Source organism: Kitasatospora sp. NPDC097643, from assembly GCF_040302625.1.
Lineage (GTDB): Bacteria > Actinomycetota > Actinomycetes > Streptomycetales > Streptomycetaceae > Kitasatospora.
Window position 1 is genome coordinate 70,294 of sequence record NZ_JBEOSA010000014.1, and the last position, 17,083, is coordinate 87,376.

General features: G+C 72.9%; 13 protein-coding genes and 1 pseudogene. 4 read left to right on the plus strand and 10 right to left on the minus strand.

Annotated elements, in window-relative coordinates; translation table 11 throughout:
- Positions 1-376 precede the first annotated feature (376 nt).
- Positions 377-1,684, plus strand: coding sequence for a ricin-type beta-trefoil lectin domain protein (locus ABTY15_RS12395; protein WP_350580752.1), 1,308 nt, complete (start codon positions 377-379; stop codon positions 1,682-1,684).
- A gap of 92 nt (positions 1,685-1,776) precedes the next feature.
- On the opposite strand, the gene ABTY15_RS12400 is transcribed toward ABTY15_RS12395, so the two are convergent.
- Positions 1,777-2,511, minus strand: a complete 735-nt coding sequence (locus ABTY15_RS12400) for a response regulator transcription factor (protein ID WP_350580755.1) — start codon at positions 2,509-2,511, stop codon at positions 1,777-1,779.
- A 194-nt stretch (positions 2,512-2,705) separates the two neighbouring features.
- Positions 2,706-3,065, minus strand: coding sequence for a hypothetical protein (locus ABTY15_RS12405; protein WP_350580758.1), 360 nt, complete (start codon positions 3,063-3,065; stop codon positions 2,706-2,708).
- Positions 3,066-3,327: 262 nt separating this feature from the next.
- Between ABTY15_RS12405 and ABTY15_RS12410 the strand changes: the two genes are divergently transcribed.
- Positions 3,328-3,729 (plus strand): YccF domain-containing protein, encoded by a 402-nt coding sequence (locus ABTY15_RS12410; protein ID WP_350580760.1) that lies wholly within the window; start codon positions 3,328-3,330, stop codon positions 3,727-3,729.
- Positions 3,730-3,786: 57 nt separating this feature from the next.
- Here ABTY15_RS12410 and ABTY15_RS12415 read toward each other — a convergent pair whose 3' ends face one another.
- Together ABTY15_RS12415 and ABTY15_RS12420 are read right to left on the minus strand one after the other, a co-directional pair.
- On the minus strand, positions 3,787-6,855 hold the full coding sequence (locus ABTY15_RS12415; protein WP_350580762.1) for a tetratricopeptide repeat protein: 3,069 nt from the start codon (positions 6,853-6,855) through the stop codon (positions 3,787-3,789).
- A 154-nt stretch (positions 6,856-7,009) separates the two neighbouring features.
- On the minus strand, positions 7,010-8,221 hold the full coding sequence (locus ABTY15_RS12420) for a helix-turn-helix domain-containing protein (RefSeq protein WP_350580764.1): 1,212 nt from the start codon (positions 8,219-8,221) through the stop codon (positions 7,010-7,012).
- Between the two features lie 345 nt (positions 8,222-8,566).
- Here ABTY15_RS12420 and ABTY15_RS12425 point away from each other — a divergent pair, with 345 nt between their 5' ends.
- Complete coding sequence (locus ABTY15_RS12425; protein ID WP_350580923.1) at positions 8,567-9,562, plus strand: aldo/keto reductase; 996 nt, start codon at positions 8,567-8,569, stop codon at positions 9,560-9,562.
- A gap of 82 nt (positions 9,563-9,644) precedes the next feature.
- Here the strand turns inward: ABTY15_RS12425 and ABTY15_RS12430 are convergent, their stop codons facing one another.
- The 6 genes from ABTY15_RS12430 to ABTY15_RS12455 all read right to left on the minus strand — a co-directional run bounded on the left by ABTY15_RS12430 (position 9,645) and on the right by ABTY15_RS12455 (position 16,174).
- Entirely contained in the window at positions 9,645-11,276 is a 1,632-nt protein-coding gene (locus ABTY15_RS12430) for an AMP-binding protein (protein ID WP_350580767.1), read from the minus strand.
- 181 nt (positions 11,277-11,457) lie between these two features.
- Positions 11,458-11,697, minus strand: coding sequence for a chaplin (locus ABTY15_RS12435; RefSeq protein WP_350580770.1), 240 nt, complete (start codon positions 11,695-11,697; stop codon positions 11,458-11,460).
- A gap of 93 nt (positions 11,698-11,790) precedes the next feature.
- Complete coding sequence (locus ABTY15_RS12440; protein ID WP_350580773.1) at positions 11,791-12,378, minus strand: 2'-5' RNA ligase family protein; 588 nt, start codon at positions 12,376-12,378, stop codon at positions 11,791-11,793.
- Between the two features lie 171 nt (positions 12,379-12,549).
- Positions 12,550-12,882, minus strand: coding sequence for a hypothetical protein (locus ABTY15_RS12445; protein WP_350580776.1), 333 nt, complete (start codon positions 12,880-12,882; stop codon positions 12,550-12,552).
- Entirely contained in the window at positions 12,879-15,440 is a 2,562-nt protein-coding gene (locus tag ABTY15_RS12450) for an Hsp70 family protein (protein ID WP_350580779.1), read from the minus strand. Before ABTY15_RS12450 ends, ABTY15_RS12445 begins: the two co-directional genes overlap by 4 nt.
- Positions 15,441-15,472: 32 nt before the next feature.
- Entirely contained in the window at positions 15,473-16,174 is a 702-nt protein-coding gene (locus ABTY15_RS12455; protein WP_350580781.1) for a nucleotide exchange factor GrpE, read from the minus strand.
- A gap of 175 nt (positions 16,175-16,349) precedes the next feature.
- Here ABTY15_RS12455 and ABTY15_RS12460 point away from each other — a divergent pair.
- Positions 16,350-17,075 (plus strand): annotated as a pseudogene (locus ABTY15_RS12460) (RNA-guided endonuclease InsQ/TnpB family protein).
- The last annotated feature ends 8 nt before the right edge of the window (positions 17,076-17,083 follow it).

Genomic DNA, 17,083 nt, shown 5'->3' on the forward strand with positions numbered 1-17,083 from the left:
GTGCGTCGGCAGCCTAGGGAGGCGCGGCGGGCCCGCCCTGCCGTCACGGCCCTCCACTGTCCCGGCGGACCAGGAAGCGTGTCCGCTCGGGCAGCGGGACGGTGCGGGGGGCCGACCGAGGCCGCGGTGGCCGGCGCGGCCTGCCCCTTGAGGCAGGGAATCCGGTGCGGAGGGACCGCATCCGCGCCGGAACCGGGGCGGGCGGCCGGTCGGGGCTGTTGACTGGCCGCGGCCTCGCCGTCCGTGCGCGCCGGCCGGTGCCCGTGCGATTCGGCAGGGCACGGTCAGCGGCCGGGCCGGTCGTTCCTCCCCCGTGCGCCCGATCGGCCGCCGCGGCACGGACGTGCGGGGCCGACGAAGAGTGGAGCAGAGACGTATGGATCGCGTGACGCCGTCCACCGACCCGCCGGGCGGGTCCGCCGGGCGCCCGCCCGGCGGCGCCCCGTCGGCCGGGAGCGGCCCGGGCGGGGCACTCTGGGACCGCGCCCTGCCGTGGGAGGCCGCCGCCGGGGCCGGTTCCGGCCCCGCGCCGGCGCAGGCCCCGGCCGGTCCGGCGGCCGGGGAGCCGGATACCGGGGAACCCGAGGCCGGGGAACCCGAGGCCGGCACCGCCCGGCCGGAGCGCACCGGCGGCGAGCCCGCCGGGCCGGACCGCACCCCCGCCGGGGAGCCCGGCACCGGAACCGCCGGTACCGGGCCCGGCACCGCGCGGAAGGAGCGGAAGCCCCGCGCGAAGTCCGCGCAACGCGCCGGCGCCGAGGAGGAACAGCCGGAGCGGAGCGCCCGGATCGCCGGGGTGTTGGTCGCCGTCGGAGTGCTGGCCGCCCTCGCCGTGACGGCCGTGTCAGTCACCGCCGGTCCCAGAAGTGAGGAGCACCCGGCGAACGGGGTGCTGCCGACCGGCCCGGCCCTGACCCCGCCCCGCGTCCCGGGGACCCAGGACAGCGTCCCGGCCACGGCGGACGCTTCCCCCGGGGGCACCGCCACCGCGACCACCGCGGCCTCGCCGTCCGCCACCGGGTCGGTGGACGGCCCGATGGTGGCCGGACCGTTGCCCGTGGCCGCCCCGGCGACGCCCGCGGGCAACCCCGCCGCCGTGCCCGCCGCCCCGGCCGCGCCCCGGCCGACGAGCGGACCGGCCGCCCCGCCGAAGGCCCAGCAGCCCGACGCTCCGGCCGCGAACCCGGCCCAGCCGGCCGCTCCGGCGGGCAGCCGGCCCCAGACGGCGGCCCAGCCCGCGGCACCGGGACCGGCCGCGGTACAGCCCGCGCCGTCGCCACCGGCGGCCGCCCCGGCGCCGAGCGGCCGGATGGTCGCCGGCTACGAGTCCGACCGGTGCGTCGAGGTGTCGGCGCGCGCCGCCGTGGACGGTTCCCCGCTGCGGCTGTGGGACTGCACTGGCGGCGCTGCGCAGACCTGGGACTTCCGGCCGGACGGCACCGTCCGCGCGATGGGGATGTGCCTGGACGTCGCCGCCGCCTCGGCCGACGACGGCACGGTGATCCAGCTGGCGCGCTGCAACGGCGGCTGGGCCCAGCAGTTCGGCCTCAACCCCGCGCACGACCTGGTCAACACCCACCTGGGCAAGTGCGTCGACGCCCGGGACCACGGCTCCGGGAACGGCACGGGGCTCCAGTTGTGGGAGTGCACGGGCACGTCGAACCAGAAGTGGTACCTGCGCTGATTGTCCGTCCGGGCCGCCCCACCGGGCGGCGCGGCGGCCCGGACCGTTCGGGGTGCATCCGGCGGTCCGGGCCAGGGGCGCGCCCGACCGGCTCAGAACACGCCCGACCGGATCGCGTGCACCACGGCGTGGGTCCGGTTGCGGAAGCCGAACCGGGTCATCATGCCGCTGACGATGTTCTTGATGGTCCGTTCGGAGTAGCTCAGCTCCCGGGCGATGTCGGCGGTGTCGAGGCCGTCGGCCAGCAGCCGCAGCACGGCGACCTCTCGGGTCTCCAGACCGGCCGCGGTCAGGCCGCGCGGGCCCAGCACGTCGCGCTGGACCGAGCGGAAGCCGTCCACCAGCCAGCCCTGGACGGCCGGGGGCAGGTCGGTGCCGCCGACGGCCACCCGGCGGACCGCCTCCAGCACCTTGTCGAAGTCGCACTGCTGGCGCCAGAGCACGCTGCGCAGGCCGAGCTCCACCGCGCGCAGCACCTGGTGCTCGCGGATGCTCTCGGTGACCAGGACGACGCCGAGGCCGGGGTTGTCGGACCGGGCCGCGAACTCCTCCAGCCGGGTCATGGTTTCCTCGGTGACCCCGGTGGTGAGCAGCAGCGCGACGTCCGCGAGCGGGAACTCCTCGTCCTGGAGCAACCGAAGGCCGGGGTGGCGGCGCAGCCCGAGGCTCGTCCCCTCGCCGGTGATCGGGTCGCTCGCGAGCACCGCGACGGCGGTCGTCCGGATCACGCCGACGCCCCTCGGGGCGCTCGGGCCGCGGCGGGCGGGGGCCTGGAGCGCGACCGGCTCGGGGGCGGTCGGGGTCCTCGGGGTCGTGATGGTGTTCATGGGTTCGGCTCGCCTGTCCTCGACGGTTCGGAGGTCGATGACGCTAGGCGGGCCCTCTTGGCGGGCACTTGCAAGTGGATTGCAGGGCGCGCCGCGCGCCGCCCGGGGATGGGGACACCCGGACGGCGCGCGGCGCGGTGCACCGGTGACGGGGGGGTTCACCGGCGGTCCTCAGGTGCGGCCGTGGCGGCGGGTCACCAGCGGTAGTAGCCCGCCGACCAGGCGTTCCCGGTGGTCGAGACGCCGGTGCCGGTCGCGTCGTCGAAGGAGAAGGAGCCGATGACGGCGCCGTCGGCCTGGTGGAGGACGACGATGTCCTTGCTCCGGCCGCTGACGCCGATCGTGGCGCAGGTGCCCGGGTCCACGATCCTGGTGGCGAAGTGCCGGTCGGGGAACTCCGCGTAGGAGGAGTAGTAGCCGTCGGAGCAGAGGGTGAACTGCCCCGGCGTCGCGGCCTGGGCCGCACCGGCCGGGGCGAGGGCGGTCGCGAGGGCGGCGGCGCCCAGGGCGGCGGCAGTGGCGAGGCGGCGCGGGATCGTTCCGTTCGGGCTCATCGAGGTCTCCCGGAGGGGTCGTCGGATCATCTGACCCCGTGAGGTAACCGCGCACAGGCCGGTCCCGTCACCGGCCCGGGGCGCGCGGTGTCCCTCGGGCCACCGGTCGCTGCCCCGGGGACCCTCGACGGCCCGCGCGCCATCGAAAGTGGATCTCGAGTCATCGATGATCACGCTTCATCGCGCCAAGGGCGTAGACACGCTTCCTGGCGGGCATGGCACGGTCGTAGTGCAACGCCATCGGCATGAGAAGGTACCAAGCATGAGCGCAGTGAAGTTCATCCTGAATGTCATCTGGTTGGTTTTCTGCGGCATTTGGATGGCCCTTGCCTACGTGGTCGCTGGAATCATCTGCTGCGTGCTGATCATCACCATCCCGTTCGGCATCGCCTCGTTCCGGATCGCCGGCTTCATCCTCTGGCCGTTCGGGCGGACCACGGTGGAGAAGCCGGACGCCGGGCCGGCGTCGTGCATCGGCAACGTCATCTGGCTGGTCTTCGCGGGCTGGTGGCTGGCCATCGCGCACCTGATCACCAGCATCCCGCTGTTCCTGTCGATCATCGGGATCCCGTTCGGCTGGGCCAACCTCAAGATGATCCCGATCTCCCTGATGCCGCTCGGCCGCGAGGTCGTCCCCACCGACCAGGCCTGGGGCGCCCGGTAGGGCAGGAGCTGGCCGCGGCCGGCAACGGGACTGCCCGTTGCCGGCCGAATTCTTGCCTCAGCGTGATACCTCGGTCTCGATCAGCCGCGTGTGGTCCGCCAGAGCGAAGGAACGACCGGCGCCCTCGTAGTCGCCGTCCGCGAGGTACGTGTTGCCGAGGTTGGTCAGGGATCCGATCATGCCTGCGGTGTCACCGAGCTCCACGTAGCAGTCCACCGCGGCCAGGTGGGTCGAGGCCGACTCACTGAGCCGGTCGGCCTGGGCCAGGGCCAGCCCGAGCCAGGTGAGGGCGTCGGCCCGGTGCCGGGTCTCGCCCAGGGCCTCGAATATCGACGCGGCGTCGCCGAGCACCCCGATGCCGCTGCCGAGGTGGTCGTGTTTGACCAGTAGCGTGCCCAGCGCCACGAGCGCCACGGCCGCTTCGAACGGGACCACCGGGCCCGGCCCGGTGGTACTGCACCGCACGGCGACGGCTTCTTCGAGTGCCGCTACTGCCTGGTGCGGTTGGTCCAGATCCTCGTGTGCGACGGCCATCAGCATGAGCGTCTCGGCGGTGCCGACCCGATCGTCGAGCCGACGTTGGATGGCCAGGCCCTCGGTGAGGGAGGCCAGGGCCTCGGTCGGGCGCTCCGCGAAGATCAGCTCACGGCCCAGGGAGGTGAGTGCCAGGGCCAGCGCATCCGGCAGCCCGAGCTTCCTGGCCAGCGCTGCCGACTCGTCGAGGATCGCGAGGGCCTCGACGGTTCGGGCGCTGTCGATCGCGCTCTCCGCCAGGAAGGGCAGCAGCCGAAGGCACTCCCGTTCGTCCCCGAGATTCCTGAGCAGGACCAGGGCGTCCCGCAGCGCCGCAGAGCCTTCCTCATCACGGCCGGCGGCGCGCAGGGCGATTCCGTGCGCACCGATCGCCCGAGCCAGGCTGCCACGATCCCAGCTGTCGACGAGCAGCTCGCGCGCACGCGAGAACTCCGCGAGGGCTGTATCGGTTCGCTCCCTCGCCATCAGGGATTCGCCCAGCACCGTACGCGCGATCCCTTCGCGGTGCCGGTCGGCGAGCAGCTCGAAGATCTCCACGGCCCTCGTGGCGGTGTCCTCGGCCTTCTCCTCCTGGCCGACCGTAACCAGGGCATGCGAGAGGTTCGTCAGGCAGAGGGCTTCGAAATACTGCTGGCCGGTGTCCCGGAAGTGTGCCAGGGCCTGCTCGCCATGGCTGATCGCCTCCTCCCACCGCCCCTGGAGAAGGCTCGTCGCGGCCAGGTTCACCAGGGTCCTCGCCTCGCCCGAGGCGTCACCCAGCTCGCGGTTCAACGCACCGGCCGCGCGGTGCGCGGCGGCCGCCTCCGGGTAGCGGCGCGCCTGCTGGAAGGCCGTGCCCAGGCTGTCCAGGGCCATGGCCCGGACGTACGTGTCGTCAAGCGTGCTGCCCAGCGCGGCGGCTCGTTCGAGGCTCGCAACCGCCTCCTCCACCACGTGCTGGTCGAGGAGGCAGTTCCCCAGGTTGATGAGGGCCATCGCTTCCCCGCGCTGATCGCCGAGCGACTCGAACAGGTGCAGGGACCGCCGCTGGGTGGCCGTGGCCTCCTCCACCCGTCCGACGGCCCGCTGCGCCACCCCGAGATGGGTCAGCACGAATGCCTGCTCGAAGGAGTCCGGCAGCAGGTCCGGGCTGATCAGCGCGCGGCCGGCGACCGTGAGGAGGTCCTCGTAGCAGCGGCCGTGGTGGAGCAGCCTGATCAGCGGGAGCGGGAAGCCGAGCTGAACGCCCTGGGAAGCGAGTGCGGCGGCCAGCGCCACGAGATTGGCGCGTTCCTGGTCGAACCAGGCGAGCGCGTCGTTCCTGGTGGGGAAGCGGCACCCGGCGGGGTCCTCTCCTCTGACCCGGGCGTCCGCTTCCGCGGTGGTGGCCAGGTAGTGGTGGGCCAGGCGGGCGCCCGCCTCGGCGGCCTCCGAACCCTCCCGCTCCGAACCGTCCCGCCCCGAACCATCCTGCAGAAGGAGCTCCGACGAGTACAGGGCCAGCAGGTCGTGCACCCGCCAACGACCGTACGTGGAGCCGGCCTCGATCAGGTGTGATCGCCCGAGAGCCGCCAGGACGCGGGTCGTGGCCCGGCTGTCGAGGTCGGCCAGTGCCGCCGCCGCGTCGACACCGATCTCCGGGCCGGTGTGGAGGGACAACAAACGGAACAGGCGTGCCTCGGGCCCGTCGAGGCTCCGGTAGGACAGGTCGAAGGCCGCCCGGACGGAGACGCCGTCGTGTTCGAGTTCGTCGAGTCGGCGACGGCTGTCGGCGAGCTGCGCCGCGAGTTCGGCGAGCGGTCGGTCCGGCGAGTCGGCGAGAAGGGCGCCGACCAGCCGTAGCGCGAGCGGAATCCGGTCGCAGAGCTCGGCGATCCGGCCCGCGTGGTCGGGATCGGTGCGGATCCTGACGTCCTGCGCACCGCACACCAACGTCAGGAAGCGCTCCAGGAGGTCCACCGCGGACTCCACCGGGAGGGCTTGCAGGTCCATCAGCCGGGCGTCGAGCCCCGAGAACCGTTGACGGGAGGTCACCACGGCCGCGTTGACTCCGTCGGTCGGCAGCAGCGCCGTGACGTCCGCCGCCGTCGCGGCGTTGTCGATCACCACCAGCGTCCGCTGCCCGTTGCGACCGTGGGCGGCGAGGACGGAACGGTACAGCCGGACGCGGGCATCGGCGCCGGGAGGCATCCGCTCCGACGGCACCCCCAAGGCGAGGAGGAACACTTCAAGAGCCTGTTCGACCGTCACCCTGCGGTCGTGGTCGTAGCCCTGGAGGTCGATGAAGAGCACGCCCCCGGGGAACCATCCGTGCTCCAGCGCCCGCCCTGCCACCTGCACCGCCAGCTCCGTCTTGCCGATCCCGGGTGGGCCGGAGACGGCAACGGTCTCGACACCTCCGCCCAGGGGAGCGCCGAGGACGGCGAGCAGCTCGTCGACCTCGGCCTGCCGCCCGGTGAAGGCCCTGGACCGGGCGGGCAGCGCGCAGAGTGCGGGAACGGGCGGTGGCGCCTGGTGCACCTCGACCCGGCCGGCCTGGGTCACGGGGCCGGCGAAGTACCCGCCGGTGATCCGGTTGTGGGTGCTACCCGAGGCACCGTCGGAGCTGTTCATGCCTGCCTTCACGTCAGGGACGCTCCTGACGGTACCCGCCGACCGACCGGCCGCGGGCCACGGGACACGGGCCACGGGGCACCTGTGCCATTACTACTGGCAATACCAAGGCAATGCCGTGACAAGATATTTGCCTACGAGTTGGGTCCGGCCGTCAGGCCTGGCCGCCCTCCAGGGTCTCGGCGAGGATGCGCCAGACCTCGGCCGCGAGGTCGATGTTGGACGCCTGCCGGGCCTGCTCGGCCAGCTCCTTGAGCTGCTTGATGCCCTCGCTCCGCTTGCCCTCGATGATCAGCAGCCGGCTGTTCGTGATGCTCAGCCGGATCTGGTCCCGGTGGGTCAGCCGCAGGTCGTCGCGGAACAGCTCGTCGTGGGCGGCCCGCGCGTCGGCGTACCGGCCCTCCTCGAAGGCCAGGTAGGCCTGGAGGGTGCGGAACTCCTGCCGCAGCATCGGGGTGCCGACCAGCGCGAGCGCCGACTCGGCCTCGGTCATCCGGACCCGGGCCAGCTCGGTGCGCGGCGGGGCCACCTGGAGGGCGAGCGAGGCCGCCGCCAGCCGCAGCCGCATCCAGAGCGTGAGGTCCACCCGACTGTCCAGCCACTCGACGGCCCGCTCCAGGTGGTCGATCGCGCCGTCGTGGTCGCCCTGGCGGAACCGCACGGTGGCGGCCGCCCAGAGCGCCTCCGCGCGCAGCGCGTCGGTGCGGCCCTCGACCAGGCCGAGCAGTTCGTCCGCGTGCGCCCGCGCGTCGGGCAGCCGACCGGCCTCGGTCTCGGCGGAGACCAGGGTGAGCAGGGCGCCGGCCACGGTCAGGTCGGAGAGCGAGGACTCCTTGGCCAGCCGGTGGGCGTTGGTGGCGTGGGTGATCGCCTCGGTGATGTCGCCGGCGACCCGCTTGAAGCGGGCCAGCTGGGTCCAGGCCCGGCACTGCAGCTCGGGCAGGGCCAGCTCGTCGCCGATCACGGCCAGCTCCTCCAGGCTGGCCAGCTCCTGGGCGCGGTCGCCGAGGGTGCGCCAGTGCCGGGCGACCAGCCAGAGCGCCTGCCAGCGCTGAAGCAGGTCCTGGTCGTCGCCGGACTGCAGCGCGGTGATCAGCCCCTGGACCGCTTCGTCACTCTCCGTGGAGGTCGCGAGGGTCAGCGCCTGGGCAAGGGAGTTGCCCGCGGGCGGGAGGTCGAAGGCGGAGCGGTCGACGCCGAGCTTCTCGGCGAGGTAGCCGACGACCCGGTCGGTCGGCTGCCGCAGCCCGGACTCCAGTCGCGACAGGTAGCCGGTGGAGATCTCCTCGCCCGCCAGTGCGGCCTGGGAGAGCCCGCGCCTGGCGCGCAGCTCCTTCAGTCGCCGCCCGAAAAGAGGCTGTTCCATCGATGTGATCCCTGAGTCCGGAGGCCCGCATTCACGTGCTGCTCAGCGAGTGCGAAGCCGCCTGAATTCAGCATCCGCATGGCGGGCGAGAGGCTGATGACAGCAACTCAGCGTAGTGGCTCGCCGGGCAGATGGGCAAACCTAGGCCATGCCAGTTGGTCTAGACTTGCCAACTTGAGGCACTATATTGCCACCGATCCGGCGGGCCAGGGTGCGGCCGATGCCGCCGGCCGCACCGGTGAGCAACACGGTCGCTCCGTTCATCCGCATGGGCGGAACCTCCGGTTCACTAGTGCTCATCGACGCACCCGCATCGACACACCCCGAGAAAGGCCCGTGGCGAACATGGAGAAGCGGACGACGAGCAGGCTCGACCACCGGCAGCTGTCGGTGGTCGGCCTCGGCACCTGGCAACTCGGCGCGGACTGGGGGCAGGTGAGCGAGCCGGATGCCCTCGCCGTCCTCGCGGCCGCGGTCGACTCCGGCGTGACCTTCCTGGACACCGCGGACGTCTACGGCGACGGCCGCAGCGAACGCCTGATCGGCGGCTTCCTGCGCGGGCTCGACCCGTCGAAGGCCGCCGGGATCACCGTCGCCACCAAGATGGGCCGCCGCGGCCCGCAGGACCCGGCCGCCTTCACCCTGGACAACTTCCGCGCCTGGAACGACCGTTCGCGCGAGAACCTGGGCGTCGACACGCTCGACCTGGTCCAGCTGCACTGCCCGCCGAGCGCCGTGTACACCACCCCGGCGGTCTACGACGCCCTGGACACCCTGGTCGCCGAGAAGCGGATCGCCGCCTACGGGGTCAGCGTCGAGACCTGCGCCGAGGCACTGGACGCGATCGCCCGGCCGAACGTCGCCAGCGTGCAGATCATCCTCAACCCGTTCCGCCGCAAGCCGCTCACCGAGGTGCTGCCCGCCGCCCGGGAGGCCGGCGTCGCGATCATCGCCCGTGTCCCGCTGGCCTCCGGCCTGCTCTCCGGCCGCTACCGCAAGGACACCGTCTTCCCCGCCGAGGACCACCGGACCTACAACCGGCACGGCGAGTCCTTCGACGTCGGCGAGACCTTCTCCGGCGTCGACTACGCCACCGGCGTGGAGGCGGCGGCCGAGTTCTCCGCCCTGGCCCCGGCGGGCGCCACCCCGGCCCAGACGGCGCTGCGCTGGATCGTCCAGCAGCCCGGGGTCACCACCGTCATCCCGGGCGCCCGCACCCCCGAGCAGGCCCGGGCCAACGCCGCCGCGGCCGCCCTCCCCCCGCTCGACGAGCCCGCGCTGGCCGCGATCGCCGAGCTGTACGACCGCCGGATCCGCGCCCAGGTCCACCACCGCTGGTGACCCGCGGGGGCCCGCCCGTCCCCGCCCGCCCGTCCCCGCCCGCCCCGACGGACGCCCGGACGGACGGGCCCCGCACCCGGCGCTACCGCCCCAGGATCTCCACGGCCATCTCCCGCATCTCCACCTTGCGGATCTTGCCGGTGACGGTCATCGGGAACTCCTCGACCACGTGCACGTAACGCGGGATCTTCACGTGCGCGATCCGCCCGGTGCAGTAGGCGCGGACGGCCTCGGCGGTCAGCGGCTCCGCCCCCTCCCGCATCCGGATCCAGGCCATCAGCTCCTCCCCGTACTTCTCGTCCGGGACGCCGATCACCTGGACGTCCAGGACGTCGGGGTGGGTGTACAGGAACTCCTCGATCTCGCGCGGGTAGAGGTTCTCCCCGCCCCGGATGACCATGTCCTTGATCCGGCCGGTGATCGCCAGGTACCCGTCCCGGTCCATCACCGCGAGGTCGCCGGTGTGCATCCAGCGGGCCGCGTCGACCACCTCGGCGGTGCGCTCGGGCTCGCCCCAGTAGCCGAGCATCACCGAGTAGCCGCGGGTGCAGAGTTCGCCGGGCTCGCCGCGCGGGACGGTCCGGCCGGTGGCCGGGTCGACCACCTTGACCTCCAGGTGCGGGCCGACCCGGCCGACGGTGGAGACCCGGCGCTCGATCGAGTCCTCGGCCCGGGTCTGGGTGGAGACCGGCGAGGTCTCGGTCATCCCGTAGCAGATGGCGACCTCGGCCATGCCCATCCGCCCGATGACGTCCTTCATCACCTCGGTGGGGCACGGCGCGCCCGCCATGATGCCGGTGCGCAGGCTGCTCAGGTCGTAGCGGGCGAAGTCGGGGTCGGCGAGCTCGGCGATGAACATGGTGGGCACCCCGTACAGCGAGGTGCAGCGCTCGGCGGCGACGGCGGCCAGGGTGGCACCGGGGTCGAAGGCGGGGGCCGGGAGCACCATGCAGGCGCCGTGCGAGGTGGCGGCGAGGTTGCCCATCACCATGCCGAAGCAGTGGTACAGCGGCACGGGGATGCAGATCCGGTCCTGCTCGGTGTAGTCGAGCAGCTCGCCGACGAAGTAGCCGTTGTTGAGGATGTTGTGGTGCGACAGGGTGGCGCCCTTGGGGAAGCCGGTGGTGCCCGAGGTGTACTGGATGTTGATCGGGTCGTCCGGCGCCAACTCGGCCTGCCGTGCCGCGAGTTCGGCGGCGTCCGCCTGGCGTCCGACGGCCAGCAGCTCGTCCCAGTCCGGTCCGCCGGCCACCACCACCCGCTCCAGCTCCGGGCAGCGCGGGCGGACTTCGTCGATCATCGCGCGGTAGTCGGAGGTCTTGAACCGCTCGGCCGCGACCAGCAGCCGGATGCCGGCCTGGTTCAGCACGTACTCCAGCTCGGCGGAGCGGTAGGCCGGGTTGACGGTGACGAGGATCGCGCCGAGCCGGGCGGTGGCGTACTGGGTGAGCGTCCACTCGGCGCAGTTGGGCGCCCAGATGCCGACCCGGTCGCCCTTGGCGATCCCGAGGCCGAGCAGTCCGAGGGCCAACGCGTCGACGTCGGCGGCAAATTCGGCGTAGGTCCAGCGCCGGCCGGTGGCCCGATCGACCAGGGCGTCCCGCCCGGGGAAGGCGCGCACCGCGCGGTCGAGGTTCTCCCCGATGGTGTCGCCGAGCAGCGGGACGTCCGCGGTGCCGGAGGAGTAGCTGCGCGGGGGCGGTGAGGTCGGCACGTTCTCGCTCCTGGGTGTGCGTGCGGGTCGGGGACCATGGTCCCGATCCCGCGCCCGCGGCGCCACACCCGAATGGGGGGTGGCGCCGCGGCCGACGCACCGGCCGGTCCGGACACGGCGACGGGGCCACCCGTCGTGCTCGACGGACGGCCCCGCGCCACGCGGACCCGGCGGGCCCTGATCAGTAGTTGATGCAGGTGTTGCCGATGGCCGGGTTCAGGATCGAGACGATGCCGATCGTGTTCCCGCAGACGTTGGCCTCGAAGTTGATCGGGATCTGGATCTGGTTGCCGGACAGGACACCGGGCGAACCGAAGGCGACACCGTTGGCGGTGGCGTCGCCGGCCGCGGCGGTGCCGGCCCCGGCGAGCACGCACACCGCGGCGACGGCGGTGGCGGCGAGGGTGGTGCGAATACGCATTGCGTCACTCCTTGTGAGGGTGGCGAAGTTCCGTGTGACGATCACACTCACCCCCGATCACACTCGACGCAACGTGGGGAACCCTGGGATTGCTCACTCGGAGGGCGTGTCGCTCGCCGGGTCGCTCCCCGCGTCCTCCCACCGCAGTAGCCCCGTCCCGAGCGCCGCCGAGGCCCGCGCCCGCATCGGGCCCTCTCCCCGGCGGGAGAGCAGCACCACCTCGCCCACCAGCGCGGACACCGTCCCGAGCCGGGCCGCGCACTCCGCCGCGAGCGCCCGCGGGTGCTGCGTCCGGCCGAGTGAGAGGTGCGGGGTGAAGCCGGCCGCCCGGCCCCGGCAGCGCGGGAAGCGCTCCACCAGCTCGCCGTACAGCCGGGCCCACGGCGCCGGGTCGGCGGCCGCCGGATCCAGCCAGACGGTGGCGTACGCACGGTGACGGAAGCTGCGCACCCCGCCGAGGCGGGCGGTGAACAGCGGGACGTCGGCGACGGCGGCGCGGAGCAGCGGGGCCGCCCGGGCGAATTCACTCTCCGGGACGAAGCCGTACAGCAGGTTGACGTGCGGGGGCCAACGGCGGATCTGCGGGTCGTGCTCCAGCCGGATCGCCTGGATCGGCGGCCACAGCTCGGCCGGCGGCAGCCAGGCCACCGCCGTCCGCACCACCGGCTCCACGTCCAGCACGCCGGGACCGGCCGGAAGGTCACCGGCGGGCCCGGGCGTTCGGGCACCGGATGGCCCGGCCGCGCGGGCACCGCCGGGAGGAACCCCGCCGGCACCCGCCGCCGCACCGTCCATACCGCCATTCTCGGACACGCCCTACCCGAGCGACGCGCCGTACCCGAGCGACACGTCCTACCCCAGCCGCGCCTCCACCGCCGCCAGCAGCTCCCGGGCCGGGGCCAGGCCCGGCTCGGCCGCCAGGGCCCGCCGCAGCAGCACCCGCGCACTCGGGTCGTCCCCCGCCCCGACCGCGGCCACCGCCGCGTTGTACTCGATCCGGCCCGCGTAGCGCAGCCGCACCAGCGCGGCCAGGTCCTCCCGGCAGGACGGACAGCGCAGGCCCTCCGGGTCCGCCGGGACCCCGCACTGCGGGCAGGGCACCTCGATCGGCGGCACGTCCACCGACGGCGCCCCGCCGGACGCATCCACGGGCACCCCGCCGGGCGCGACGATCGGCTCGCTCATCGCAGACCGCCCTCCTCCGGCCGGACCGGGCCCAGCGACTCCGCCAGCGGCTCGCTGCCCAGCTCCCGCTGCGCCTGCGCGTACAGCGCCAGCAGGTTCGACATGTGCCGGTTCACGGCCTCCATGTTGGTCTGCTCGACCCCCGTGTCCAGCCCGCGCAGCTCGGCGATGATCAGCTGGGCCAGGGCGGGCGAGACCATGTTCTGGTTGACGTAGACGTTGCACATGGTGAGCATCCGGAAGGTGTGCCCGAGCGAGTCGCACAGCTCGTCCGCCTTCTGGGCCGCGCGCATCGCGCCCTCCCAGTCGGCCGCCTCCCGGCGCAGCCGCAGCTCGGCCGCCACCGAGCGCAGCCGGTCCAGGTCGCTCGGGTCCAGGTGCTTCTCGCAGTAGGCGATGAACAGGCTCAGGTACGCCTCCGAGCCGCGCACCCAGCGCTGCGCCTTCAGCTGGCGCTGCGCCCGCTCCAGCGCCTCGTCCACCGACTGGCCCCGGGTCTGGCCGGCCGCCAGGTCGTCCAGCTGCTCCATCAGCCGCTGCGCCTCCCGCCGCTCGGCCTCGGTGAGCTCGCCGCCCCAGCGGTCGGTGAAGGACTCGATCTGCCGCTGCTGCTCCTCCACCTGGACCTTGAGCTCGGGGTCGAGGGTGACCCGCTCCAGCTTGACGGTCTTCTCGGCGCCGCCGTGGATGCGGACCGACAGGGTGACGGTGCGGTCCCGGTCCAGGCCGAAGGAGACCTCGATCGGGGTGCGGCCGCCGAGCCCGGCGGGCAGCCGCAGGGTCAGGTGACCGATCAGCTCGTTCTGCTGGGCGATCTCGTGCTCGCCCTCGTAGACCGCGACCTCCAGCCGCTGGCCGCCACCGCCGGAGGCGAAGAACTCCCGGCTGACCGGCGAACTCGTCGGGTAGCTGGTGTTCTTGGGGATGATGACGGCCAGCCGGCCGTCGTTGAGCTCGATCCCGAGGTTCTTCGGGGTGATGTCGAACGGGTTGGTGACCTGCATCAGTTCGCCGCAGCCCTGGCAGACCTCGCTGCCGGGCGGGTTGACCACCGCGCAGGCCGCGCAGCGCAGGCCGACGTCCTCGGCGGCGGTGGTGGCCACCCTGGTGTGGCCGGGGGCGGCCGAGTTGAGTGCCTCGCCGCAGAGTTCGCAGGCGGTCACGCCGGGGGCGGCCGGGGTGCCGCAGCGCGGGCAGTTGTCGGCCTGCACGACGGTGGCGGCCTGTGAGCGCGGCGGCGCGGCGGCGGCCGAACCGTCCAGGGCCTGGCCGCACTTGGGGCAGGCCGAGGCGTCCGCGTCGACCGGGAGGTGGCAGCCGGGGCAGGACACCCGGGGACCGCCGAGCAGCGAGGTGGCGCAGTTGGCGCAGTTGGAGGCGGACAGGTCTCCGGGCGCCCGGCACTCCGGGCACTCCACCTCGCCGACCAGCGCGGACTGGACGGCCGCGCCCAGCGCCACGCACTGCATCGGGTTGACCCCGCGCCGGATCCGCCGGGGCCCGAACACCTCGCCCAGCCGCCGCGCCACCAGCGGGATCGCGGTGGAGCCGCCGACCAGCACCACCTCGTCGATGTCCCCGACGGTGAGGTTGGCCTGCATGATGGCCTTGTGGGTCAGCTCGATGGTGCGCTCGATGTGGGCCTCGATCAGTTCCTCGAAGCGGGCCCGCTCGAACTCGGTCTCCAGCACCAGCTGGCCGGCGCCGAGGCCGGGCAGGATGACCTCGGAGGCCTCCTGGTGGGAGAGCTCGATCTTGATGGTCTCGGCGGTGGAGGCGATCTTCGGCCGGTCGCGCAGGTCGGGCTGGTAGTCGGCGCCGTACTCCTCGCGGATGTCCTCCAGCAGCGCGGTGGTGATCGCCCGGTCGAAGTCGTCGCCGCCGAGCAGGTTGTCGCCCTCGATGCCGAGCACCGACACCGAGCCGGGCACCAGCAGCAGGATGGAGATGTCGAAGGTGCCGCCGCCGAGGTCGTAGACCAGGACGGTCCGGCCCTCGTCGCCCGCCTCCGCGGTGATCCCGTAGGCGAGGGCGGCGGCGGTCGGCTCGTTGATGACCCGCAGCACGTGCAGGCCCGCCATCCGGCCCGCCTCCTGGGTGGCCGCCACCTGCCGCTCGCCGAAGTACGCGGGGACGGTGATCACGGCCCGGTGGAACGGCTCGCCGAAGCGCTGCTCGGCGTCCTCCTTGAGCCGGCGCAGGATGATCGCGGAGATCTCGATCGGGGTGTACGAGCGGCCGTTGAACCAGACGTTGACGTCCCCGTCGGTGCCGGCGGTGACCTTGTAGTCCACCTCCTTGAGGGCCGCCTGGACCTGCGGGTCCTTGAACTTGCGGCCCATGAAGCGCTTGACCGAGCGGATCACGTTGGCGCCGTCGATGGCGATCCGGCTGCGCGCGGTGGAGCCCACCAGCAGCTCGCCCTTGCGGCCGCTGCCGACCACGGAGGGCGTGGCCTCCTGGTTCTGCCGGTTGAAGATGATCTCCGGCTCGCCCCGGCGCAGGTGGGCCACCACGGAGTTGGTGGTGCCCAGGTCGATGCCGAGTGTGCGGTACATGTTTTCCCCTCTTGCCCCTCGTGGTCCTTGGTCTAGCGCTTCTTCCGCCGGCGTCGCCCGCCCGGGGCCGCGCCCTTGCGGACCCGCGGCGGAACCGCCTCGGCCTGGGCGGGGATCACCGGCACGGCGGCGGGTGCGTCCTCGTCCGGCTTGGGCTCCGCCCCCGGCTCCGGCGCTTCCGGCTCCACCCCCGCCTCCGTCACTTCCGGCTCCGGCGCCAACTCCGGTTCCAGTACGGACTCCTGGACGACCCCCTGCGGTTCCGGCGCCGCGACCACCACCTGGGCGCGGCGCAGTACCTCCTCCCCCCAGAAGAAGCCGGTGACCACCGTCCGCAGCACCGTCTCGGGTGCCACGCCGGGCCGCACCTCGGTGCCCACGATCTCGGTCAGCGCCGGATCCGCCGCCAGCCCCTCCAGCCGCATCGGCCGCACCCCGGCCTTGGCGAGCCGGCCGAGCAGCCGACGGCGGGTGGCCTCGAGGCCGGCGCCCCGCCCGAGCAGCACCAGCTCGCGGTCCAGGCCGAGGTCGGCGAGCGCGTCGTCCACCTCGACCAGGATGCCCAGCAGGTCCCGCTGGGAGGCTTTGGCGGCCTGCGCCTCCTCGGTCCGCAGGCGCTGCAACAACGAGGCCCGGTACAGTAGTTGGCTGAACGCCTGGTCGAGGTCGACGGCCAGGGCGCGTGGCGGTACGGCCAGCGGCCGGGGGCCCTCGGGGGCGGGTGCGCGAGTCATATCAGATACCTTCATGGATTTCGCCAGGGGATGAAAGGGACTGCCCTCGACGGGGGTACCCCCCGGTCGAAGACTGAGCGGTCCGTGATAGCCGATGTACCGTCGAGGCAGCGCAAATTGCCGGAAAGTGATCGATCACCACGCGCTCACAAACTCGGCTGCTACCGAGCGATCCGTGGCGACCACTCATGTAAAGCGGGCGTTCAAGTACCGCTTCTATCCGACCGATGCGCAGGCGGCCGAGCTGTCGCGCACGTTCGGGTGCGTTCGCAAGGTCTACAACATGGCACTGCAGGCCCGTACCGAGGCTTGGACGCTGCGCAGGGAGCGGGTCAACTACAACGCCACGTCGGCGATGCTGACGGCCTGGAAGAAGACTGAGGAACTTGCCTACCTCGGCGAGGTGTCGTCGGTCCCACTGCAACAGACGCTGCGGCATCTGCAGGGGGCGCTCGCCAACTTCTGGCAGAGGCGGGCGAAGTAACCAACGTTCAAGTCCCGGAAGAAGTCGCGGAATTCCGCCGAGTACACCAACTCGGCGTTCCGGCTGCGGAATGGCAAGCTCACGCTGGCGAAGATGGACCAGCCGCTGGCCATCGTGTGGTCGCGTCCGCTCCCGGAAGGAGCGCAGCCGTCCACGGTCACGGTGTCGCAGTGCTCGGTCTGCGGCACCTTCGCCCAGAAGATGCCGCTGAACGTCCGCGAGTGGACGTGTGCCTGCGGAACGACCCACGACCGGGACGTGAACGCGGCGAAGAACATCCTGGCCGCCGGACTGGCGGTTGCAGCCTGTGGAGACGGTGTAAGACCTCAACGGAGCACTCCGGGCGGGCGGTCGTCGGTGAAGCAGGAAGTCGTCCCACCGCCGCGCGCACGCGCAGAGGCTCAGTCGCGAGGCTGAGGGGAATC